This is a genomic window from Corynebacterium tuberculostearicum, assembly GCF_032821615.1.
Lineage (GTDB): Bacteria > Actinomycetota > Actinomycetes > Mycobacteriales > Mycobacteriaceae > Corynebacterium > Corynebacterium tuberculostearicum_H.
Genome location: NZ_JAVBIF010000012.1, coordinates 1 through 21291, shown reverse-complemented (window position 1 = coordinate 21291; position 21291 = coordinate 1). Strand labels below are relative to the sequence as shown.

General features: G+C 57.8%; 20 protein-coding genes and 1 tRNA gene. 7 read left to right on the top strand and 14 right to left on the bottom strand.

Going from position 1 to position 21291, the window contains the following annotated elements; all coding sequences use genetic code 11:
* Nucleotides 1–27 precede the first annotated feature (27 nt).
* The 6 genes from nrdE to RAE09_RS08850 form a co-directional block, all read right to left on the bottom strand.
* Complete coding sequence (gene nrdE, locus RAE09_RS08875; protein ID WP_316981499.1) at nucleotides 28–2190, bottom strand: class 1b ribonucleoside-diphosphate reductase subunit alpha; 2163 nt, start codon at nucleotides 2188–2190, stop codon at nucleotides 28–30.
* A 53-nt stretch (nucleotides 2191–2243) separates the two neighbouring features.
* Nucleotides 2244–2675: a class Ib ribonucleoside-diphosphate reductase assembly flavoprotein NrdI gene (gene nrdI, locus RAE09_RS08870; protein WP_005327333.1), complete on the bottom strand. Its 432-nt coding sequence runs from the start codon at nucleotides 2673–2675 to the stop codon at nucleotides 2244–2246.
* A 23-nt stretch (nucleotides 2676–2698) separates the two neighbouring features.
* On the bottom strand, nucleotides 2699–2938 hold the full coding sequence (nrdH, locus tag RAE09_RS08865; RefSeq protein WP_179386930.1) for a glutaredoxin-like protein NrdH: 240 nt from the start codon (nucleotides 2936–2938) through the stop codon (nucleotides 2699–2701).
* Nucleotides 2939–3245: 307 nt separating this feature from the next.
* Nucleotides 3246–4151 carry an esterase/lipase family protein gene (locus RAE09_RS08860; protein ID WP_316981498.1) on the bottom strand — a complete coding sequence of 302 codons (906 nt, stop codon included), beginning with the start codon at nucleotides 4149–4151 and terminating at the stop codon, nucleotides 3246–3248.
* A gap of 165 nt (nucleotides 4152–4316) precedes the next feature.
* Entirely contained in the window at nucleotides 4317–4439 is a 123-nt protein-coding gene (gene ykgO / locus RAE09_RS08855; RefSeq protein WP_003847162.1) for a type B 50S ribosomal protein L36, read from the bottom strand.
* A gap of 120 nt (nucleotides 4440–4559) precedes the next feature.
* On the bottom strand, nucleotides 4560–5915 hold the full coding sequence (locus RAE09_RS08850) for a sugar porter family MFS transporter (RefSeq protein ID WP_316981497.1): 1356 nt from the start codon (nucleotides 5913–5915) through the stop codon (nucleotides 4560–4562).
* Between the two features lie 27 nt (nucleotides 5916–5942).
* Here RAE09_RS08850 and nadE point away from each other — a divergent pair, with 27 nt between their 5' ends.
* Nucleotides 5943–6764 (top strand): ammonia-dependent NAD(+) synthetase, encoded by an 822-nt coding sequence (gene nadE / locus RAE09_RS08845; protein ID WP_316981496.1) that lies wholly within the window; start codon nucleotides 5943–5945, stop codon nucleotides 6762–6764.
* Here nadE and RAE09_RS08840 read toward each other — a convergent pair.
* Both RAE09_RS08840 and RAE09_RS08835 read right to left on the bottom strand, forming a co-directional pair.
* On the bottom strand, nucleotides 6761–7486 hold the full coding sequence (locus RAE09_RS08840) for a fructosamine kinase family protein (RefSeq protein ID WP_316981495.1): 726 nt from the start codon (nucleotides 7484–7486) through the stop codon (nucleotides 6761–6763). The two genes, nadE and RAE09_RS08840, sit on opposite strands and share 4 nt — an antisense overlap.
* Nucleotides 7487–7516: 30 nt before the next feature.
* Nucleotides 7517–7891: a DUF805 domain-containing protein gene (locus tag RAE09_RS08835; RefSeq protein WP_316981494.1), complete on the bottom strand. Its 375-nt coding sequence runs from the start codon at nucleotides 7889–7891 to the stop codon at nucleotides 7517–7519.
* 80 nt (nucleotides 7892–7971) lie between these two features.
* Here RAE09_RS08835 and RAE09_RS08830 point away from each other — a divergent pair, with 80 nt between their 5' ends.
* Entirely contained in the window at nucleotides 7972–8880 is a 909-nt protein-coding gene (locus tag RAE09_RS08830) for an NAD(P)/FAD-dependent oxidoreductase (RefSeq protein WP_316981493.1), read from the top strand.
* Between the two features lie 52 nt (nucleotides 8881–8932).
* Here the strand turns inward: RAE09_RS08830 and RAE09_RS08825 are convergent.
* The 4 genes from RAE09_RS08825 to pgm all read right to left on the bottom strand — a co-directional run bounded on the left by RAE09_RS08825 (nucleotide 8933) and on the right by pgm (nucleotide 11965).
* Nucleotides 8933–9005 (bottom strand) — tRNA-Ala (locus tag RAE09_RS08825).
* 76 nt (nucleotides 9006–9081) lie between these two features.
* Nucleotides 9082–9813, bottom strand: a complete 732-nt coding sequence (locus RAE09_RS08820) for a DsbA family protein (protein ID WP_316981492.1) — start codon at nucleotides 9811–9813, stop codon at nucleotides 9082–9084.
* A gap of 54 nt (nucleotides 9814–9867) precedes the next feature.
* Nucleotides 9868–10305 (bottom strand): MauE/DoxX family redox-associated membrane protein, encoded by a 438-nt coding sequence (locus tag RAE09_RS08815; protein ID WP_316981522.1) that lies wholly within the window; start codon nucleotides 10303–10305, stop codon nucleotides 9868–9870.
* A gap of 43 nt (nucleotides 10306–10348) precedes the next feature.
* Nucleotides 10349–11965: a phosphoglucomutase (alpha-D-glucose-1,6-bisphosphate-dependent) gene (pgm, locus tag RAE09_RS08810; RefSeq protein WP_316981491.1), complete on the bottom strand. Its 1617-nt coding sequence runs from the start codon at nucleotides 11963–11965 to the stop codon at nucleotides 10349–10351.
* 133 nt (nucleotides 11966–12098) lie between these two features.
* Here pgm and RAE09_RS08805 point away from each other — a divergent pair, with 133 nt between their 5' ends.
* From RAE09_RS08805 to RAE09_RS08785, 5 genes are all read left to right on the top strand, one after another.
* Entirely contained in the window at nucleotides 12099–13520 is a 1422-nt protein-coding gene (locus tag RAE09_RS08805; RefSeq protein WP_316981490.1) for an alanine/glycine:cation symporter family protein, read from the top strand.
* A 10-nt stretch (nucleotides 13521–13530) separates the two neighbouring features.
* Entirely contained in the window at nucleotides 13531–13833 is a 303-nt protein-coding gene (locus RAE09_RS08800; RefSeq protein WP_049360965.1) for a fluoride efflux transporter family protein, read from the top strand.
* Nucleotides 13830–14189, top strand: coding sequence for a fluoride efflux transporter FluC (locus tag RAE09_RS08795; RefSeq protein WP_316981489.1), 360 nt, complete (start codon nucleotides 13830–13832; stop codon nucleotides 14187–14189). The genes RAE09_RS08800 and RAE09_RS08795 overlap by 4 nt, the downstream gene beginning before the upstream one ends.
* Nucleotides 14190–14250: 61 nt before the next feature.
* On the top strand, nucleotides 14251–15453 hold the full coding sequence (locus RAE09_RS08790; RefSeq protein WP_316981488.1) for an alpha/beta hydrolase: 1203 nt from the start codon (nucleotides 14251–14253) through the stop codon (nucleotides 15451–15453).
* Nucleotides 15440–17749, top strand: coding sequence for a bifunctional lysylphosphatidylglycerol flippase/synthetase MprF (locus RAE09_RS08785; protein WP_316981487.1), 2310 nt, complete (start codon nucleotides 15440–15442; stop codon nucleotides 17747–17749). Before RAE09_RS08790 ends, RAE09_RS08785 begins: the two co-directional genes overlap by 14 nt.
* A gap of 54 nt (nucleotides 17750–17803) precedes the next feature.
* On the opposite strand, the gene RAE09_RS08780 is transcribed toward RAE09_RS08785, so the two are convergent.
* Together RAE09_RS08780 and RAE09_RS08775 are read right to left on the bottom strand one after the other, a co-directional pair.
* A complete protein-coding gene (locus RAE09_RS08780; RefSeq protein WP_316981486.1) occupies nucleotides 17804–20347 on the bottom strand; it encodes an ABC transporter permease in 2544 nt (847 codons plus the stop codon).
* The gene (locus tag RAE09_RS08775) at nucleotides 20348–21076 is read right to left on the bottom strand and encodes an ABC transporter ATP-binding protein (RefSeq protein ID WP_316981485.1); all 729 of its coding nucleotides are present in this window, start codon (nucleotides 21074–21076) and stop codon (nucleotides 20348–20350) included.
* Nucleotides 21077–21291: the final 215 nt, after the last annotated feature.

The window sequence follows — 21291 nt, the reverse complement described above, 5'->3', positions numbered from 1 at the left end:
CGTGCAGCGAGGCGCCCTACCTGCGGTTTAGAGCATGCAGGATACGCAGCCCTCGACCTCGGTGCCCTCCAGCGCCATCTGGCGCAGGCGGATGTAGTACAAGGTCTTAATGCCCTTGCGCCACGCATAAATCTGCGCGCGGTTGACATCGCGGGTGGTCGCGGTGTCCTTGAAGAAGAGCGTGAGCGATAGGCCCTGGTCCACATACTTGGTAGCTACGGCATAAGTATCGACGATCTTCTCGTAGCCAATCTCATAGGAGTCCTTGAAGTACTCCAAGTTGTCATTATCCATGTGCGGCGCCGGGTAGTAGACGCGGCCGATCTTGCCTTCCTTGCGAATCTCGATCTTGGAGGCAATCGGGTGGATGGACGAGGTGGAGTTATTGATATAGGAAATCGAGCCCGTCGGCGGCACCGCCTGCAGGTTGCGGTTATACAGGCCGTGCTTAGCCACTTCCTGCTTCAAGTCCTCCCAATCCTGGGCGGACGGGGTGTGGATCGAAGAGGCGTCGAAAAGCTCCTGCACCTTCTTGGTCTTCGGCTTGAACTCTTCCGGATCGTAGCGGTCGAAGAATTCGCCGGAAGCATACTCGGACTGCGGGAATTCCGTGAAGTACTCGCCGCGCTCGCGGGCAATCTTATTGGAGGCGCGCAGCGCCGCATACAGCACGGCCGCGAAGTAGGCGTTGGTGAAGTCCAAGCCTTCTTCCGAGCCGTACTCGATGTGCTCGCGGCCCAAGTAACCATGCAGGTTCATCTGGCCCAAGCCGATGGCGTGGGACTCATCATTACCACGGCGCACGGACGGCACGGAGTCAATGGAGGTCTTATCCGCCACGGCGGTCAGGCCGCGGATGGCGGTTTCCACCGTATTGGCAAAGTCCGGCGAATCCATGGTCATCGCGATATTCAGGGAACCCAAGTTGCAGGAAATATCGCTGCCCAGCTCGTCATAGGTCAGGTCCGCGTTGAATTCGGAGGCGGAGTTGACCTGCAGGATCTCCGAGCACAGGTTGGACATGTTGATCCACGAGGTCTTCACCGGGTTCGCGCGGTTTACGGTGTCCTCGAACATGATGTACGGGTAACCGGACTCGAACTGCAGCTCTGCCACGGTCTGGAAGAAGTGGCGGGCGTTGATCTTCTTCTTGCGGATGCGTGGGTCTTCCACCATCTCCTCATAGTGCTCGGTGACGGAGATGTCACCGAAGGCCTTGCCATAGACGCGCTCGACGTCATACGGCGAGAAGAGGTACATATCATCATTGCGCTTAGCCAACTCAAAGGTGATATCCGGCACGACGATACCCAACGAGAGGGTCTTAATGCGGATCTTCTCATCCGCGTTCTCGCGCTTGGTATCCAGGAAGTTCATGATGTCCGGGTGGTGCGCGTTGAGGTAGACCGCACCGGCACCCTGGCGGGCACCGAGCTGATTGGCGTAGGAGAAGGAATCCTCCAGCAGCTTCATCACGGGGATGACGCCGGACGACTGGTTCTCAATGTGCTTAATTGGTGCACCGGACTCGCGGATATTAGACAGCAGGAGGGCCACGCCGCCGCCGCGCTTGGAAAGCTGCAGCGCGGAGTTGATGGAGCGACCGATGGACTCCATATTGTCCTCGATGCGCAGCAGGAAGCAGGAAACGAGCTCGCCGCGCTGGGCCTTGCCGGCGTTGAGGAAGGTCGGGGTAGCCGGCTGGAAGCGACCGGTCATGATCTCGTCTACGAGGTGCTCGGCCAAGCCTGCGTCGCCGTCTGCCAAGAACAGGGCGGTCATGGACACGCGGTCCTCAAAGCGCTCGAGGTAGCGGCGGCCATCAAAGGTCTTCAGCGTGTAGCTGGTGTAGTACTTATACGCGCCTAGGAAGGACTTGAAGCGGAACTTATAGGAATAAGCGCGCTTGAACAGCTCCTTAATAAAGGAGAAATCATACTGCTCGATGACCTGCGGGTCGTAGTACTTGTTATTAATCAGGTAATCGATCTTTTCTTCCAGATCATGGAAGTAGACCGTGTTTTGATTAACGTGCTGCAGGAAGAATTGGTTAGCGGCCTCGCGGTCTTTTTCAAACTGAATCTTGCCGTTAGCATCGTAGAGATTCAGCATCGCGTTCAGAGCGTGGTAATCCAACTGCTCCTCTGGCTTTACTGGCTCGGCGACGGTCTTCCCCAATTGCGTACTCACAGCTGACAAGGCCTTTCTAAAAATCAGGATCTTTATTTAAGTCGTGGTGGGCGCTAGGCCGCAGCCTCGAGCCCAAGCTCGGCGGCGTTAGCCAATAAACCTTCACGACAAATTTTTATATCGTCATCGTTTCCCAGCAACTCGAAACGATATACATAGGGCACTTTACATTTGGCGCTGATGACGTCACCAGCCTTGCCAAAGTCGGCACCAAAATTGCTATTGCCACCCGCGATCACCGCGCGAATGAAACTACGGTTGTGCTCATCGTTCAGGAACTTAATTACCTGTGTGGGCACCGGCCGAGAGTTCTGGTGGCTAATGGACGCACCCCCGCCGTAGGTGGGGCACACCAAAACATAAGGCTCGTTGACTTTGAGGGGCTCGTCCGTGCGGCGCAACGGGATGCGCGCACTAGGAAAGCCCAGTTTCTGCACGAACCGGTGCGTATTTTCCGTCGCGGAGGAAAAATACACGACCAACATCGCTACTGGCCTCCCCTACTCCCCTAAGCGGATGCGGTCAGGGAAGCCAAGCCCTTGATACGGTCAGGGCGGAAACCGGACCAGTGCTCGCCATTAGCCTCAACTACCGGGGCCTGAACGTAGCCCAGTGCCATGACGTAGTCACGGGCTTCATCATCAACAGAAATATCGACCAAGTTGTAATCGAGACCGGCGCGGTCGAGGGCCTTCTTGGTGGCATTGCACTGGACGCATGCTGGCTTGGTGTAAACGGTGATAGACATATAGATCCTTAAAGCTCCTGCATTGAAAAATTCGTCAGAGCGGGGAGCGTTTTCCCGCCTAAACGGGCGCTTCCTGCGCCGCTCTGAGCAACATCAACGACACTATACTTTGGGGGAAATACCCGCAACTAACACAATATGTAGTAGTTACAGCCGTGGTATTCCCAGGATGGCACACCCCCGGACCCCACATGTTGACCACACCTACGGACAGCCATGAAACTACACCAATGGGATTCCTGCAGGTTTACCTGGAGTTCACCATTTTGTGTGCCAAAGTTCACATTTAAGGGGCCGGCGGCCCGCTCTAGGCCCCGCTTATCGGCGCCCCCTCAGAGGCACAGGTCGCCGGGTCCGGCCCCTCCCCCGGGGCACGCTTCAGCCCAAAAATGACCTGACTCAAAACCGTCGGGTCGGTCGGCAGCTTGTCGTGCCGGGGAGACACACCGCAGACCTCGCCCAGGTCGAGGTTGACCACATCGGCGCCGTCAACGGCTGCCAGCTGCGAGGAGCTATTCGGGGTTACCGTCGTATCCGCTGGCGAGTAGATGGAGGTGTAGAGCACGCCTGGCGCGGTGTCCGGCAGCGCATTGAGCCTTTGCATAAATTCCGAACCCACCACCTGTTGGATGCCGGCCGTACTTGCCAGGAAAGCAGCGAGGTGCGGTGCGAAGGCAATGATTTTAGAGAGCGCCTCCCCCTGCCCGTTAAGCGTGGTGCCGTGGAAGTTGCCGCCCAGCGCCACCGCATGGGAGACGTGGTCGGCCCCATCGTGCATCTGGGTATAGGTCTTGATGTGCATACCGCCTTGGGAATGGCCCACCAAGTTCACCTTGTCCGAGCCAGTGATCTCGCGGACATAGTCCACCTGATCCGCAATTTCCGCGGCCGAATCATCCAGGTCCGCGATGGCTTTGACGCTTGGAATCATATTCTGCAAGGTGACATCATCGGCGCCATAGTCAAAGGCCCACACGCACGCCCCCTGATCCTTCAACATCGGAATCAAGCTTTTCCACACACCCGCATTGTTATAGGTGCCATGCAGTAGCACCACCGGCTCAACAATCTGGCCAGAAGGCACACAGGAAGGGTCATTGATCCCAAAGGACTCTGGAACAGAGGACTCCCACTCCGACTGAGAGGCATTAGCAGTAGGGGCGGATAACCCAAGGGCGGCAGCGACAAGCGCGGCAACGATTCGCTGGGACATTATTCTTCTTTCTCACGGCATGAATAGACAAAATAATTATATTCATATATTTGCCTTTATGCTCACCGGGGCTGAAGAGAATGTATCCTTTTGTGCCAGAGCTCACGCATAAAAAATCCGCCCCACTCCGGAAATCCGGAGGGAGCGGATGGAATCGCGTCTCAATTAGCCCTGACGAGCCTTGAAACGGGGATCCTTCTTGTTGATCACGAAGACCTTACCGTGGCGGCGAATAACCTGGGCGCCCGGCTTCTTCTTCAGCGACCGAAGGGACTTACGGACCTTCATCGGGCGCTCCTTTCGTTATGCGCAATCTACATGCGGTTGAATAAGTAAAGCACGGACTGGGAATCCCCAGCCATGACACGAGGAAAAATGTTACCTCACACGGCCGTCAATACCAAAACACTAAGGCATCACGGGCGCGGACTCGCGCTCGTAGCGCGACTTCATCTCCTCGCCTACCTCATCCAGGCTACGTCCCATAGTCTCTGGAACCAAAACCTTGGTGTAGCCGATGGCGATGAGACCAAAGACTCCAAAGACCATAAACGCCACCGGGCCAGTCAGCCACTCCACTAGCGGCAAGAAGTACTGCGCCACGGCCCAGTTGGTGGCCCACAACGATAGTCCCGCAATGCCCATGCCCAGGCCGCGCACTTGCAGTGGCACCAGCTCGGAAATGAGCAGCCACGTCGTAGGCGACACTGCAGCCTGCTGGAAGGCGATAAACAGCGCCATGAATACCAACGAGACCATGGCCATAGCGGTGGAGTCCTGCGCATGAGAATAGGCAAAGGAGAGGATAAACAGCGAGACCACGTTGCCGGTCAGGCCGATCAGCAACAATCGCTTTCGCCCAATGCGGTCCACGACCTTGAGCCCCACCCAGCAGGCCAACACGGATACCGTGCCGATAACGATGGAGGTATAAACCGAGTTGGCCGTGGAAATCCCCACCTGGTTCATCATGGTCGGCGCGAAGTACACGATGGCGTTGACGCCGGTAATCTGCTGCGTCAAGCCCATCAGCATGGCAAGCAGCACCGTAATCTGCATCCACCGATTGGCCTTCAGCGCCTTCCATTCGGATCCGCTGGATTTTCGCGCGGTCTCCTGCGAGGTCAGCTCCGAGATATCCATCCCGGCGCGCCCGGCGATCTCCTGGGCGCGGGGCATTTTCCCGTTAGTGGCCAGCCATACCGGCGTCTCTGGCAGGAAAGCCATTCCGAGCGCCAGCGCCAGGCCCGGCACTGCGGCTAGGCCCAGCATCCACTCCCAACTGCCGGTAGAGGCCAACGCGGAGTTGACCAGGTAGGCCATCAGCTGGCCCACCACAATCGCCAGGGTATTAAGTGAGACCATGCGCCCGCGCACCTTGGCGGGCACGATCTCCGCGATGTACATGGGGGACACGATGGAGACCGCACCCACGGCAAAGCCCAAAAAGGTGCGGGCCGTGGCCAGCATCCCCACCGAACCGGAAAGCGCACACCAGAGGGAGCCCAGCACGAAAATGATGCCGCCTGCAATCAGCGTGAAGCGGCGCCCATACCTATCGGCGATGCGCCCGGCCGTCAGCGCCCCTACTGCAGCACCCACGAGCAGCATCGAGGTCACCCACCCCTCTTGGTGGGCGCTCATGTCGAATGCGGGGCTAATAAAAAGCAAGGCACCGGACATCACTCCGGTGTCGTATCCAAAAAGCAGCCCGCCTAGGGCCGCTATGCCAGCTACTACCTTGACATAAACTTCCTTATTCACAGCACAATATTGTGTCAGGCGGCTACCATGAACGTCATGTCGAACGATGCCGAAAACCTGCAGCAAACCATCATAAAAGCCCTGGGTGTACGCCCCTTTATCGATCCAGAAGCGGAAGTCCAGCGCCGCGTTGATTTCTTGACTGACTACCTGCGCACCACCGGTGCCAAGGGTTACGTACTGGGTATTTCGGGCGGCCAAGACTCCACCTTGGCGGGAAAGCTTGCGCAGCTGGCGGTGGAGCGCGTCGACGGCGCGGAGTTTTGGGCCGTGCGCCTACCCCACGGCGTGCAGGCCGATGAGGACGATGCCCAGATTGCCTTGGATTTCATCCAGCCCGATCACCGCCCCACCGTCAATATCAAACCGGCCACCCTGGCCCTCGACGAACAGGTGGCGGATGCGCTGCAGCTTGCCGACGTCACCGATTTCAACCGCGGCAACACCAAAGCGCGCCTGCGCATGACCGCCCAATATGCCATCGCAGGCGAGGTCGGCGCGCTAGTCATCGGCACCGACCATGCAGCGGAAAACGTCACCGCTTTCTTTACAAAATGGGGCGATGGCGCGGCGGATCTCCTCCCCCTGGCCGGCCTTAATAAGCGCCAAGGCGCCGCCCTCCTAGAGCACCTTGGTGCCCCGCGCTCTACCTGGGAGAAGGTTCCCACCGCGGACTTGGAAGACGATAAGCCCCAGCTTCCTGATGAAGAGGCCCTCGGCGTCACCTACGCCCACATCGATGACTACCTGGAGGGCAAGACGGTTCCCGACGCCGCTCGCGAACGCATTGAAACCTTATGGCACCGCGGTTCCCATAAGCGCATCATGCCGCAGGGGCCGAACCTTTAGCCCAGCGCCTCCAAGGTTGCGGCCGCCGCGCGCTCCAGCGGCCGGTTATAGCTAGCGCCGTGCGTAAGCGCATGCACCGCCAGCGGGTGCAGCTGGTGCATGGGAATCCACTTCTCTATGTCCTTCGGCACACCATAGCCCCGGAAAATTTCTTCCAGGTACGGTGCCCCGAAAAGCGCCAGCATTCCCAAATCCGTATGCGGATGCCCACCGTGGGCAGCAGGGTCGATCATGATTCCGCCGTCGGAACCAAAGAGCAGGTTTCCCGCCCATAGATCGCCGTGGATGCGTGCCGGCGCCACATCCCAACTGCGCGCGGCGATGGCATCGCAAGCGCGCCTTACCAAGTCCAATTGCGCCGCACTTATCCCCGCCAGTTCCGCGAAGGGCAATACGCGCTGGTTAACGTAGAACTCGCCCCAATTATCCGTCGGGATACAGTCTTGCTCGATGCTGCCGATGAAGTTCTTGCCCTCCCATCCGGCAGGAGGCGCGCCAAACGCTTCGGCTCCCGCACGGTGCATGCGCGCCAGATCCGCACCAAATGTCCGCGCCGCCTCCGGTGTGGGCATGACCTCGTCCACGCGCTCGGTAACGATTTCTAGCCCGTCGGCGCTCACGACGTTGACCACCGCGTCGGTGGCTTCCCCGAGCCACCGCAGTCCGGCTGCCTCGGCACCTGCTTGATCCGTGTCGCGTACTCGCTTTGAAAAAGTCTGCATGTCACCCAGCCTAATCAGGCAAGGCAATTTTTAAAGCGCCGCGCGCTCGCGCGTGGGCAGCGCCATCATAAAGAGCAACGCAATCCCACCGAGCACGGGAATGAACCCAATCAGGCATAACAGGCCCGTCCGCCCAGAATCATGCAAGCGCCGGCACATCAAGGAAACGACTGGAATCACAAGTACCGCCTCTGCAATAGTCTCAATGTCCACGCCACAGTGCCGGTCGATAATGCCGATTGACACAGAAAGCAGCACGAGGAAGCCAAAGACCCACCAAAACTCACTCATGGACGCCCGGCCACGAAAGTTGAAGTACTTTACAAAGAACCTGCCTACCGCCTGTACAGGCGACGCCCCATAGAGCGCTTCGCGTGTAAAGAACCCTGTGGAATCATGATTCATTCTGCGCGCGAGCCCCTTTGATGTTGACTGCATATACTCGGCTGCGCACCATGCTACCCACTTCCTATAAAGGAGGAGCAATGTACTCGGACGTCATCATCGTCGGCGGTGGCTTTGCCGGCACAGCCGCGGCTATCACTTTGGCCCGCGCTAACCGGAATGTTCAGGTTATCGATTCCGGGGCTCCCCGCAATCGCTTCAGTGACCATGCCCACGGCATCCTTGGCCTCGATGGCGTAGCTCCCACCGAGCTGCTCGAGCGGGGCCACGCGGAATTGCAGAAATTTGGTGGAAATATTTGCCACGACACCGTGGAAAGCCTCTCCCGGCCTTCCGAGCAGGCCCTGTGGCAAGTAGGACTCACCGATGGCACGCTTCTAGAATCCCGCCATGTCCTCGTTGCTACTGGCCTCACAGACAAGCTTCCTGATGTCCCTGGTCTTAGTGATTTATGGGGAACGCGCCTCTTTCACTGCCCTTATTGCCACGGCCATGAGGTCAAGGGGAAAAAGGTTGCGCTCATTGGCGGCGCGAATCCGCCTTTTACTATCCGCATTAGCAAACTGCTTTCTAAGTGGACGAGTACTCTGACCTTCTACCCCAACGGCCTTGAGCTCACCGATCTTGATCGCACTCAACTCGCCGGATTGGGCGTAAAAGTAGTCGATGCAGAGGTGACACAGGTCCAAACAGATGAAGCGACTCCAACCGGCGTAAAGGTGCACAGCTCTGCTGGAGAAGACACCTATGAAGCATGCTTTACTGGGCCCGATTTTCTGCCCAATGACGCACTGCTGCGGGATGCCGGCTGCGAATCAGCCAACGGGTGGGTCAGCGTAGAGCATGGCCAGACCTCGGTATCGCGCCTGTGGGCGGCCGGCAATGTGGTCAGCTCACCGGACCAAGTCTCGCAAGCGATGGGCAGCGGCGCGGCCGTGGGCATCGCCATCGATCAGCGCATGCTCGATGAGGATCTGGCGGAGCTCTAGCCCTCCGCAACAAGAAAAAGGAGAGGAACTAATGTTCCTCTCCTTTATATTGTGGAGCTAACGGGATTCGAACCCGTGACCCCCACACTGCCAGTGTGGTGCGCTACCAGCTGCGCCATAGCCCCTCAAACGAGGTGCAACCCTGTGGGCTGCAACTCGCTTAAATATACATGGAGGGTATTTAACTCTCCAAATCGCCTGCTACTTAGTGACGATTTCTACCCAGTCACCCAGGTTCTTGCCGGCCTTTTGATCCTTCTCGGATGGAACATCTTTGCCATTTTGAACAATACGCGGCGAGGAGACAGAGCCAGTTTCTTTATCCAGCTTGTCGTAGTTGGTCTTCGCCACCTTATTGCCCTGCTTGATGTCTACGTCCTTCATGGACTCAACAACATCATCTTCCGCGCCAAGCTCCTTGGCTTGGTTAGCAATGTCTTCGATGCCCCACTTATTAGCAACACTTTGCTGGTTTTGCATGAGGAAGTCACGCAAATTCCAATAGGTTTTGATGTCGCCGGACTTTGCCAACTCCGACATAGCGGCTGCTGCCTTTGTGGAGTAGCCTTCCTGGCCTTCAATATCCTTGCCATCCAGGAAGTTGAGGGTGCGCACATGAACGATCAGCTTGCCCTCTTCAATAGCCTTCTTCATGTCTCCGTCGGTAGCCTGAGCCAATTCAGCACAGTGCGGGCAGGAGTAATCTTCGTACAGATCTACCTCAGGGGTATCGTCCGTAGCGCTCTCGCCCCTCAACGTGATAGCACCATCATTGAACTCCATAGTCATATTGACGTCTTCGATGCCATCATCAGATTGCTTGCCATTCCACACGATATAGCCAATAACAACGGCAATGATGACGAGAAGTACACCGACTCCCCAGATAAAACCGTTGCCACCCTTGGCGTTCGGGTCAGTTACTTTGCTCATTTGAACCTTGCCTTTGAAAATTCTCGGACCAATTCAGCCTACCTTGCCCACCTACTAGGGGTGAAGGGCAAACTTGGTGAAAGGGCGTTTAATAGTCCAAATAGTAAAGAATAGATACGCGGCATCACGCAACAGCGTTTTCGCATAGTCCATTCCGCGGTCAGGATTTTGGGCGTCATAGCCAAAGCAGCCGCAGTCAATATCTAACCCGCGGGCCCAGGCTTGCGCAATGCCCACCATAAACAACAGCAATACGATGGTTGCCACGATGGAGGACTTGCGCAAAAACAGCCCGAGAAGCAAGAGCACGCCACCAATAACTTCTAATGGGCCAATGACCGTTGCTAGGTAAAGAGCCCAATCAGGCGTAAAAATGTCATAGCCTTTGATGGCCTGGGTCATGTCTAGAGTTTTGCCGAGTTTGTGCACGCCGGCTTCAATCCACACCCAGGCCATGCCAAAGCGGGCGATGAAGCTGATGACATCAAGCATCAGCTTCCCATTAATCTTGCTACTCACGAGGTTGAGTGTAGCGTTAAACCCCTAATACATGGGAAACAACTGCCTGTGCTTCTGCTTGCACCTGCTTGAGATGTTCCTCACCCAAGAAAGATTCGGCATAGATTTTGTACTTATCTTCCGTACCGGAAGGACGGGCGGCAAACCAGGCATTTTCCGTCGCTACCTTCAGGCCGCCAATGGCCGCACCGTTGCCGGGCGCCTCCGTCAGCTTGGCCACAATGTCCTCCCCCGCCAGCTCCGTAGCGGTGACCTTGTCCGGAGACAGCTTCTTGAGGATGGCCTTTTGCTCGCGGTTAGCTGGGGCGTCGGTGCGAGCATAGGCTGGGGCACCGAATTTTTCCGCCAGCTCCGCATAGCGCTGAGACGGTGTCTTGCCCGTCACCGCGGTGATCTCCGCGGCAAGCAAGTCCATAATGATGCCATCCTTATCGGTGGACCACACGGAGCCATCGAAGCGGAGGAAAGACGCACCGGCGGATTCTTCGCCACCGAAGCCAATGGTGCCTTCGACCAATCCCGGCACAAACCACTTGAAGCCGACGGGAACCTCCACCAATTCGCGTCCCAAGCTTTTCACCACGCGGTCAATCATGGAGGAGGACACCAAAGTCTTGCCCACACCGGCATTCCCCCACTGCGGGCGGTGACTAAAGAGGTACTCGATGGCCACGGCGAGGTAATTATTGGGATTCATCAGGCCAGCATCGGGCGTGACAATGCCATGGCGATCCGCATCGGCGTCATTGCCGGTGGCAAGGTCGAAGCTTGAGCGGGCGTCGATAAGCGAGGCCATGGCATCCGGCGAAGAACAATCCATGCGGATCTTGCCGTCCGTATCCAAGGTCATAAAGCGGAAGGTGGAGTCCACCTCTGGATTCACCACGGTCATGTTGAGCTCATAATGATCCGCGATGGCCTGCCAATAGTCCACCGAGGCACCACCCATGGGATCAGCGCCGATGCGCAGGCCAGAATCTTTAATAGCCTGCATATCCACCACATTCTTAAGGTCAGCCACGTAGTTGTGTACATAGTCATGCTTAATGCAGCGCTCGTCCAGCACGCCCGCGACAGACGTCCGCTTCACGCCCTCCAGCCCGGCGCGCAGGTAGTCGTTGGCGCGACCTGCAATCCAATCGGTTGCCTGCGCATCGGCCGGGCCGCCGGTTGGCGGGTTGTACTTGAAGCCACCATCGCGCGGAGGGTTATGAGACGGGGTAATCACAATGCCGTCGGTACCGGGATTGGTCAAAATTGCGTGGGATACCGCCGGGGTCGGGGTATAGCGGCCACGATCATCGACGCGAACCTCCAGCCCATTGGCCAGCAGCACCTCGAGGGCGGAGACCATGGCGGGCTCGGATAGCGCATGGGTATCGCGGCCGATAAAAATTGCCCCGGTAACGCCTTGCTCCGCGCGATAGTCCACAATGGCTTGGGTGATCGCCAGGATATGCGCCTCATTGAAAGCGCAGTCGAGTGCGGAACCGCGATGCCCAGAGGTGCCAAAGGAGACCTGCTGGTCAGGGTTATCCGCATCCGGGGTGCGGGTGTAGTAGGCGGTGACCAATTCTGCGATATCGATGAGGTCCGATGGTTGTGCCAGGGTGCCGGCGCGCTCGTGGGCCATGGCGTGCTCCTTGGGGTTGGGGTCCGTATAGTTATAGCTTGCCTTTTCCCCGGTGATTGCGCAGGACGGATATTCCCCCGGCTGGGGGTATGAACAAATTTACTCCATTTCTATAGTTCGCTAGATTTACAGAATGGACTCGCTTAATTCCATCCTCTCCGCCATCAGTACCGTGGTCTGGGGACCATTCATCCTCATTCCGCTCCTGTTGGGCACAGGTCTGTGGCTGACAATCCGTTTGGGCGGCCTCCAGTTCCGAACGCTGGGGCGGGCGATGCGCCACGTCTTTGCCACAGACTCTGATGATGAGTCCACCGAAGGAGATATTTCCAATTATCAGGCGCTGACCACCGCTCTTGCCGCCACCGTAGGCGTGGGAAATATCGTGGGCGTGGCCACTGCGCTGTCTATTGGCGGCCCGGGCGCGCTGGTGTGGATCTGGATTACGGGCCTGGTTGGCATGGCTTCCAAATACACCGAGGCATACCTCGGTGTACGCTTTCGCACCACCGACTCCAAGGGCGAGATGTCCGGCGGCCCGCAACAATATCTCAAGCGCGGCATCCCCGGACCGCTCGGCTCCGTGCTAGCTGTCTTCTTTGCTATCTTTGCAATCTGTGCCTCTTTTGGCATTGGCAACCTCGCCCAAGCCAATGCCGTGGCCACCAATATGGAATCGACCTTCGGCATCGCCCCGGCGGCCACCGGTGCGATCCTTTTTGTCTTGGTCGGCTCCGTGCTCCTCGGCGGCATCCAGGCCATCGGCCGCATCACCGCGGCCTTCGTACCTTTAATGATCATCGTTTATGTTCTTGGCGGACTCTATGTGATTTTCTCGCACGCTACCGAGATCCCCGCCGCCTTCGCCATGATCTTCAGCGATGCTTTCACCGGCACCGCCGCGGGTGGCGGGTTCGTGGGCTCCACCATCATGATGACCATCCAATACGGTGTTGCCCGCGGCATCTTCTCCAATGAATCCGGCATGGGTTCCGCCGCCATCGCCGCCGCGGCTGCCAAGACCCCGCACCCGGCGCGCCAGGGGTTGGTATCGATGACCCAGACCTTCATTGACACCATCATCGTGGTCACCATCACCGGCTTGGTCATTGTGGTGGGCGGTACCTGGGATATGGGCCGCGACGAGGCTGGAATCATGACGGCCGAGGCCTTTTCTCGCGTACTCCCAGGTGACTGGGGTGGCACCATCGTTTCGCTCTCCATTATCTTCTTCGCCTTTTCCACCATCATGGCCTGGGCGTATTACGGCGAGCGTTCCTTGGAGTCCCTTTGCGGCCGCAAGGCTTCTATCCCCTACCGCATGTTCTTCGCCTGCCTGCTTTTTGTCGGTTCCGTCTCGGAGCTCGAGCTTGCCTGGACCTTCTCCGATCTAGCCAATGGCCTCATCGCCATCCCGAACCTCATTGGCCTGCTCCTGCTCTCCGGCCTCGTGGCCCGCGAAACCAAGGCCTACCTAGCCTTTGACCCCAAGCTCACTAAGCCGGTAGATGAGGTGCGCGCGTTCGTAGAGTCCCAAGGAATGAAGTGGAAGTAACATAGGGCGCATGCCTCAATTCCTCGTCGTGGGTGCTGGCGCCGCGCTCGGTGCGGCTGCCAGATACTTGCTTTCCGTAGCACTCGGCGGCGGCATGATCCCGCTGCTCATCATCAATATCCTTGGCAGCGCGCTCATGGGCTACTTCCGCCCCAGCCCATTCTGGGGCACGGGCGTGCTGGGCGGTTTCACTAGCTTCGCTACCTTCGCTTTCCTGACCTCCGAGGCGCACTGGACCATCGCTCTGGCTTATGTTCTAGCCACCATCGTTGGCTGCGTGGGCGGCTACCTGGCGGGTGACAAGCTGCGATGAATCTTCTTTGCGTCCTTCTCGGCGGCTTCATAGGCGGCAGCCTCCGCTATGGTTTTACCCGGCTTTTACCTGCCCCCTACTGCACCTTCGTGGCGAATATTTTGGGTTCCCTCGCCCTCGGCCTGGCTTATGGTTTCGCCCAGCTTGCCGACGTCCCCCTCATCCACCCCTTCCTCGCCCTCGGCCTTGCAGGTGGCCTGTCCACCTGGTCCACGCTGGCCAAGGAACTAGGAGAAATGATCAAACGCAGGCAATGGTGGCGGCTGAGCAAGTATCTCTTCTGGACCATCGGGCTCGGCATCGTATTAGCTTGGCGCGGCACCATCTGGGCGGCCCGCATTTATTACGGGATTTAAGGGGTAAACTCCCAGCTAACTAGCAGTTACTTTTGGCCCGCTCAGGCCTAATATTTTTCGCGTGAGTTTCCTTTTGAATCTGCCTTTGGCGGATCCCATCAATGGCGTGATCTTCTACGCCATCCTCGCGATTGCGGCCATCATCATTCTCCTCCAACGCAAGGTGTGGCCACTGGTCATCGCCGCCTTGCTGTGCATTATTGCTTGGTTCCTACTCCGTCACTGGCAAGTACCGTGGTACATCTTCCTCGCCGCTTTCGTCCCCGTGGCGGCGCTGGTGCGCAAACCTAAGATTGTCACGGTCACCGCCGGAATCTTTTCCCTTCTGGCCACGGTCGGCATGGTCAACATGGAATACCAAACCTATCCAGATATTGCGTCCCTTGACCCGCGCCCTGTGGCAAAGGAAATGAGCTACGAAGAGTTTTCCCACACCAAGTCTGGTGCAGCCATCGTCCATGTGGATCTTCCCGGCACCACCTCCCATTTCGCCGCTCGGCAAGCCACGGCGTATATTCCGCCGGCATACTGGACGGACCACACCTTGCCTGTCATCGTGCTCCTGCACGGCAACCCGGGCGGCCCAGATCAGTGGTTCGGTTCGGGCGAGGCGGCCGAAACTGCAGACCAATTCCAGGCGGCTAACGGGGGCCGCAGCCCCATCGTCATAGCCGTGGACGCCACCGGCTCTGAAACCGCCAACCCCATTTGCGCCGATAGCTCCCAGGCTAAGGTAATGACCTACCTCAGCCAGGACGTACCACAGGCCATTAAACAAAAATTCAAAGTTAACCCGGATCAGCGCACCTGGACGGTGGGCGGATTAAGCTACGGCGGCACCTGCTCCCTACAGATCGCCACCAACCGCCCCGAAGCCTATGGTTCCATCATCGACATTTCCGGCGAGGCTGAGCCCACCATTGGCAACCACGCGGCGACGGTGAAGAAATTCTTCGCCGGGGACGAATCCGCTTTCAATGACCAAGACCCCGCCCACTTGCTCGCCCACAAGCACTTCTCTACCCAGGCCATCTTCATCGCTGGCGATAAGGACACTGCTTCGGTCAATGCTTTGCACTCGCTTTCCGATGCCGCCCGCGCCGCCGGCATGAAAACCTACTTTGGCACCCGACCCGGCGGCCACTCCTTCCAGGTGTGGCGCCCAGCCCTGCGCGAATCCTTCGCTTGGGCCGCTAGCCGCGGTGGAATGACCGCTATCAAGGATCCCTTCGATGGAATTGGAGCCCACGATGTCCGTTCTTAAAACCATTGTGACCAGCTTTCCCGTTTCCCTAGCCGTCTTAGTCATTATGTGGGCGCTTCACCTAGTGGACTTCCCCACCTCCCACTGGCTGGCGCTGACTACCGCGCACCCCGGCGGCGCCATTATCTTGTCGGTGCTCATCGTGCTGTGGCTCGTTCCCGCTGAATGGCGCTTAGGTTCCTTGCGCACATTGGCGGTAGGAGTTGTCTCCCAGCTCATCAGCGTCCCGCTGTCCATCGTGCTCGCCCGCGGCATTGAGACCGTAGGCCTAAATCGATGGGGCAATGACTTATTGAGCGATACCTTCCTCACCCCTATCGGCTTTATCACCGGTGCTGCTGGTTTTGCTTCCGCTTTACTCCCCCGCCTATGGCGCCGCCGACTGCGCGTTTCGCTTATCGTGCTTACCGCCACTTTTGTGCTCTATTCCGGCACCATGTCAGATGTTCTCGGCATCGTCGCCGCCATGCTTTCTATTACGGCTGGCCAATTGCTCTTTAAGCCCGAATCCGCGCCGCCTTCCATCAGGGAGCGTCGCGTGCTCCTCGCCGTCGGTATCGCCTGCGTAGCCATTGGCCCCGCCTTCGTGGCACTCGACCCCATGGCCGAAGGTCCGTTCTCCCAAATCACACAGCTCCTGTGGGCACCACACCTTTCGGCTCTGGAGGCAACTCAAGCCTGCACAGATTCGCTAACTTCTACCAGCTGCACCGCCGCAGTCGATCTCGCCCGTGCCCAGGGCATCGGCGCCTTGGTAGCCAATATCATGCCGTTTATCATCCAGCTGGTGGTGTGTTTTGGTCTCATGCGGGGCCGCGTGCTCGCTTGGTGGATGTCGGTTATCACTCAAATACTGGCCATCGCCTTGCTGACCTACCAGCTTTGGGACGATGCCCGCCTGAGCTACCTCCTGCCCAACCTCGTGCTCGTCATCCTTCCCTGGCTCTTGGCGCTGTTCATGCTGCTTATCAATTATTCGCTCTTCCGGATCCGCGAAAACCGCGCATTTTTCACCCGCACTATTGTCTTCGCTATCCTTGCCTCTACCCTCGGCGCGGGCTTGTGGATCCTTACGGCCTCGTTGCACAACACCGTTCCCCCAGCAAATCTTGCCGACATCCTCGCAGAGACTCCCTTGCGCTTCGTTCCGGCCGTTGTTGCGCTTATCCTTCCCCACCACGTCGCGCCGGCAACGATGTTTTCCTGGTTCATCTACCTATGGGTTGGAAACGCCTTCTGGATCCTGCTGGCAGTCCGGCTCTACCTTGGCTTTTCTCGGCCCGTTGATCCTGCACAAGAATCCGACCGCGACTCGGCCCGCCGCCTGCTCGAATCCGGCACCGGCGATCATCTTTCCTTTATGACGCTGTGGAAATCCAACCGGTACTTCTTCCACGGTGACTCCTATGTGGCCTACCGTGTCTCCAATGGCATCGCGCTCACGCTGGGCGCCCCCGTCGGCCGCGATATCAGCGCCGAATTCGAGCGCTTTGCCGCCGAGCAAGGCTGGGCCGTGGCGTGGTATTCCGTCAACGCGCAGTTCGCGGATGCTCACCCGCAGCTCAAGCGCCTTCAAGTTGCAGAAGAAGCAGTCCTCAACTGCGAATCCGTGGAATTCAAAGGAAAGAAATTCCAAAATGTGCGCACGGCCCGAAACAAAGCCGAGAAGGAAGGCGTTAGCACTCGGTGGACCACGTGGGAGGAGCTAGATATTGCCTCTACCGCCCGCATTAGCGCACTCAGCGAGGACTGGGTTTCCGACAAGGCCCTACCCGAGATGGGCTTTACCCTCGGCGGCTTAGAAGAAATGACGGTGACCGGCACCCGGCTTTTGCTTGCTGAGTCCGCCGATGGCACTTTGCATGGTGTGACCAGTTGGATGCCGGTTTACGAAAACGGTGCTATTGCCGGCTACGTTCTCGACGTCATGCGCCGCAACGAGCACGGCTTTAAGGGAGTAATTGAACTCCTCATCTCAGAGGCTATGCTCATTGCCCAGTCCGAAGGCCTTGCCTGGATCTCCTTGTCCGGTGCGCCATTGGCTGGACAGCCTGACGAGCCTAACTGGCTCGACGTCGCCCTCAATCGCATTGGGGAAGAAGTCGAACCGCTCTACGGCTTCCGCACCCTCGCGGCCAGCAAGCGCAAATTCCAACCCGAGGAGCACCCGTGGTACCTGTGCTATCACGATGAATTGAAGCTTCCTTCCATCGCGCTGGCCACCATGCACGCCTACCTGCCCGATATGAAGACCAAGGATGCGGTATCGGCAGTCAAGGCGTGGATGGCCGCATAAAAGCAATAAGGCCTCCCTTCATCATGCGATGAGGAGAGGCCTAAGACTATGTAGCTAGTCAGCGATTGCTTCCAATGGCGGCGTCTTCGCCGCGCGGTGCGACGGCCATACTGCCGCGATAATGCCGACGAGGGCCGAGCCCACAAGCATAATGAGCACCATTGCCCACGGAATCTGCGCAGAGTCTAGTCCCTCATCACCGAGGATCTTAATGAAGGACCAGCCCAAGCCGAGACCAATGAGGATGCCCATCACCGCACCAAAGAGCGCGATCTGCACCGACTCGAGGGTAATCATCGTGCGGATCTGGCGGCGTTGCGTGCCCACGGCCCGCAACATACCGATCTCCTGGCGGCGCTCGATTACACCCAAGGTCAAGGTATTGACAATGCCCAACACCGCAATAATGACGGCAAGGGCGAGCAGACCATAAAGGATGGAGAGCATCTGGTCAATAAAGCCTGCAGCTTGGCCCGCATACTCCTCACCGGAATTGACCTGAACTACAACCAGATCCTTGACCGCATCCTCCAGGTTATGGCGCAGTTCTTCCTTGTCATAGCCTTCTTGACCCAAGACGCCCACCATTTGGACGGTAAAGGACTTCTCCGGTGCAACCTTTTCAGCTACCTCCTGCGAGAGCACCATATTCTGCACCACATCGGTGGGCTTAAAGGTACCGACCAGCTTCGCCTCTGCCTTCTTGTCCTTTTCCGCAGAAGTAACCTTGTAGGTCTCTCCTACCTTCCAGCCGTGTTCCTTGGCAAAGTCCTCGGTAGCAATGAAGCCCTTCTCCAAGTTGGCATCACCCTCGACCATATCGAGCGCAATCATCGACGACGGATCTCCATCCGCAGTCATCGTTTGCTGGAATTGTGGACCATAATCCATCGATGCCTGACCATCCACGGCCACCGGAGCCATACCGACGGTAACCACCTTATCGACGCCCTCGGCCTCAGCCGCGCGTTTACCTGTGTCCTTCGGCGTCGGGAATTCACCGGAGCTAGGACCGGAAAGCAGGTAATCAGAAGTGATGTTTTGCTCCACGGTATCGGCCACAGAGGACTTCATCGTTGCGCCCAGCATGCCAATAGCGGTAACTAGGGCCACACCCAAAGTCAGCGCGAAGGCAGTGGCGGCGGTGCGGCGCGGATTGCGACGAGAGTTGGTAGCCGCCAACGAACCGATGGCGCCGAACGGCGTACCGATTGCCTTGCCCACCGTCGGTACCAAAGGCAGCGACAAAGCAGGGCCGGCTAGGAAGAACCCCACGATGACGCCGAATGCGCCGAGGCCGACGAGGATGGCGCGGACGTTCGTCTCGCCGTCGGAAAGCACGCCTGCCAACGCCGCAATAATACCCACCAGCAAGATAATGGCACCGAAAATCGTGCGTACCTTCAGGGAAGCTCCGGAAGCAGATTCGGTAGTGCGCATTGCCTCAACCGGCTGCACGCGGCCCGCGCGCCGTGCCGGCGCCCACGCGGATACAACCGTCACGATAGTGCCCAAAATGATTGGAACTACGATTGCCGAAACGCTCAGGCCCAAGCCACCGTCGAACGGCATTCCTTTCGCGCTCATTACTGCCTTAATGATGGCCACCAAGCCCATGCCGGCAACAACGCCGACAATGGAACCCAGAAGTCCCACGATGGCAGATTCCACCACCACCGAATTTGTGATCTGCCGGCGGGAAGCACCCAGCGCGCGCAGAAGAGCAAACTCCTTGGTACGCTGCGCAACAATCATAGAGAAGGTATTTGCAATGATGAAAGTGCCCACCAGCAGCGCAATCAGGCCGAATGCAATCAGGAAGTAATTAATGAACTTCAAGGCAGAAGACATCATCTCAGAGGTTTCCTCCGCCAAGCGCTCGCCCGACTCTGCCTTGACGTCATATTTGTCATTTAGGTGATCCACCAAGGCGTTCGCATCCACGCCTTCGGCTACAGAAACCTTGAGCTGGCTCGGATCGCCGTAGCGCTCCAGGTAGTCCTTCTCGGACATGCTCAGCACGATGCTATCGCCTTGGTCGACGGCGGGCTCCGAGATACCAGAAACGGTAACCGTATCCTGCTCATCGGGGTGAACCACAATGAGCTTTTGTCCCACGGAGATTCCATATTTATCCGCCGCGGAGGAATTGACAAGGACCTCGTCCTTACCGCTCGGCTCCTCGCCCTCCTTCAGCTTATCGGCACCGCCAACGACCTTATCCTCTGGATAAAACGGGACAACGCTGGCCGTACCGCCCTGAGTCTGATAGGCCTCCGAGTTCTCATTGGCTGCGACGACGGTCTCCGAATCCGCGATGTTGATGTTCTTGACATCCTTATCGTCAGCCAGCTTCTGACGCAGCTTGTCATCCAGTTTCGCACCGTTGTCGTCCTTTTGGCTCACCACTGCGTCCACGCCGCGGAACTGATTATCCACGGCGGAGTCGAACGTAGACTTCAGCGAATTGGTAAACATAAACGAGCCGGCAATAAACGCCGTGCCCAAGACCACCGCGAGAATTGTCAGCCCAAGGCGCAACTTGTGCGCCACGATATTGCGCAGGGACACCCTGCGCATTGCATTTCCGCGTGCCATTTAGCCCTCAATCTCCGCCATTACCTGGTGAATGGCCTCCATCGTCGGATTGTGCAACTCGTTGACAAGCTTGCCGTCAGCAAGGAAAACCACCCGGTCCGCGTACGACGCTGCCTTCGCATCATGCGTCACGATGACCACTGTTTGGTTGTCCTTATCCACCGCGGTTCGCAAAATGTCGAGCACCTCGGCCGAAGAATTGGAGTCCAGGTTGCCGGTTGGCTCATCGCCAAAGATGATTTCCGGCCGCGAAACCAATGCACGAGCACAGGCCACGCGCTGCTGCTGTCCGCCAGACAATTCAGCTGGGCGGTGTTCTAGGCGCTCTGCTAGGCCAAGGCGCCTAGTGACCTCCTCAAACCACTGCTTATCGACGCCCTTACCCGCAATATCCGTAGGCAGCGTAATGTTTTCCGCCGCAGTCAGCGTGGGCACAAGGTTAAAGGACTGGAAAATAAAGCCCAGCCGGTCACGACGCAGCGCCGTAATGTCTTTGTCGTTGAGCGCCGACATATCGGTATCACCGATAAATGCTGATCCGGAGGTCGCCGAATCGAGACCAGCCATGGTGTGCATCAGCGTCGACTTACCGGAACCCGATGGGCCCATGATCGCAGTGAATTCGTTCTTACCGAATTCAATGGATACATGATCAAGAGCGACGACGGCTGTGTCATCGCTTCCGTATTGCTTAAACAAGTCAACGGCGCGAGCCGCAGCATCAGTCATGAGACAAATTCTCCTTGTAAATGGGAAACTACCTATTTAAGTCTAGCGACCGTCGTCTCCGGCCAGCATCATCCCTGAGGAGGAAAACGGCATGGGACCTGGCCCCCGTTAGGTAGACACCTGATATCCAGCCCGGTTGGGTTGGGAAGAAAGGTAATCTACCACCATGCCTAGGTACTCCGAACAGTTCAAACGTGATGCTGTAGCCCTCTACG

Excerpts from the sequence above, each read along its gene's own strand:
- pgm (WP_316981491.1), bottom strand. The coding sequence starts at position 11,965 with ATGGCCCACGAGCGCGCCGGCACCCTGGCACAACCATCGGACCTCATC.
- RAE09_RS08840 (WP_316981495.1), bottom strand. The coding sequence starts at position 7,486 with ATGCAGACTTTTTCAAAGCGAGTACGCGACACGGATCAAGCAGGTGCC.
- nadE (WP_316981496.1), top strand. The coding sequence starts at position 5,943 with ATGAACGTCATGTCGAACGATGCCGAAAACCTGCAGCAAACCATCATA.
- RAE09_RS08820 (WP_316981492.1), bottom strand. The coding sequence starts at position 9,813 with ATGAGCAAAGTAACTGACCCGAACGCCAAGGGTGGCAACGGTTTTATC.
- RAE09_RS08800 (WP_049360965.1), top strand. The coding sequence starts at position 13,531 with ATGCCTCAATTCCTCGTCGTGGGTGCTGGCGCCGCGCTCGGTGCGGCT.
- RAE09_RS08775 (WP_316981485.1), bottom strand. The coding sequence starts at position 21,076 with ATGACTGATGCTGCGGCTCGCGCCGTTGACTTGTTTAAGCAATACGGA.
- RAE09_RS08785 (WP_316981487.1), top strand. The coding sequence starts at position 15,440 with ATGTCCGTTCTTAAAACCATTGTGACCAGCTTTCCCGTTTCCCTAGCC.
- RAE09_RS08835 (WP_316981494.1), bottom strand. The coding sequence starts at position 7,891 with ATGAATCATGATTCCACAGGGTTCTTTACACGCGAAGCGCTCTATGGG.
- nrdH (WP_179386930.1), bottom strand. The coding sequence starts at position 2,938 with ATGTCTATCACCGTTTACACCAAGCCAGCATGCGTCCAGTGCAATGCC.
- RAE09_RS08805 (WP_316981490.1), top strand. The coding sequence starts at position 12,099 with ATGGACTCGCTTAATTCCATCCTCTCCGCCATCAGTACCGTGGTCTGG.
- nrdI (WP_005327333.1), bottom strand. The coding sequence starts at position 2,675 with ATGTTGGTCGTGTATTTTTCCTCCGCGACGGAAAATACGCACCGGTTC.
- RAE09_RS08780 (WP_316981486.1), bottom strand. The coding sequence starts at position 20,347 with ATGGCACGCGGAAATGCAATGCGCAGGGTGTCCCTGCGCAATATCGTG.
- RAE09_RS08815 (WP_316981522.1), bottom strand. The coding sequence starts at position 10,305 with ATGCTTGATGTCATCAGCTTCATCGCCCGCTTTGGCATGGCCTGGGTG.
- RAE09_RS08830 (WP_316981493.1), top strand. The coding sequence starts at position 7,972 with ATGTACTCGGACGTCATCATCGTCGGCGGTGGCTTTGCCGGCACAGCC.
- ykgO (WP_003847162.1), bottom strand. The coding sequence starts at position 4,439 with ATGAAGGTCCGTAAGTCCCTTCGGTCGCTGAAGAAGAAGCCGGGCGCC.
- RAE09_RS08795 (WP_316981489.1), top strand. The coding sequence starts at position 13,830 with ATGAATCTTCTTTGCGTCCTTCTCGGCGGCTTCATAGGCGGCAGCCTC.
- RAE09_RS08860 (WP_316981498.1), bottom strand. The coding sequence starts at position 4,151 with ATGTCCCAGCGAATCGTTGCCGCGCTTGTCGCTGCCGCCCTTGGGTTA.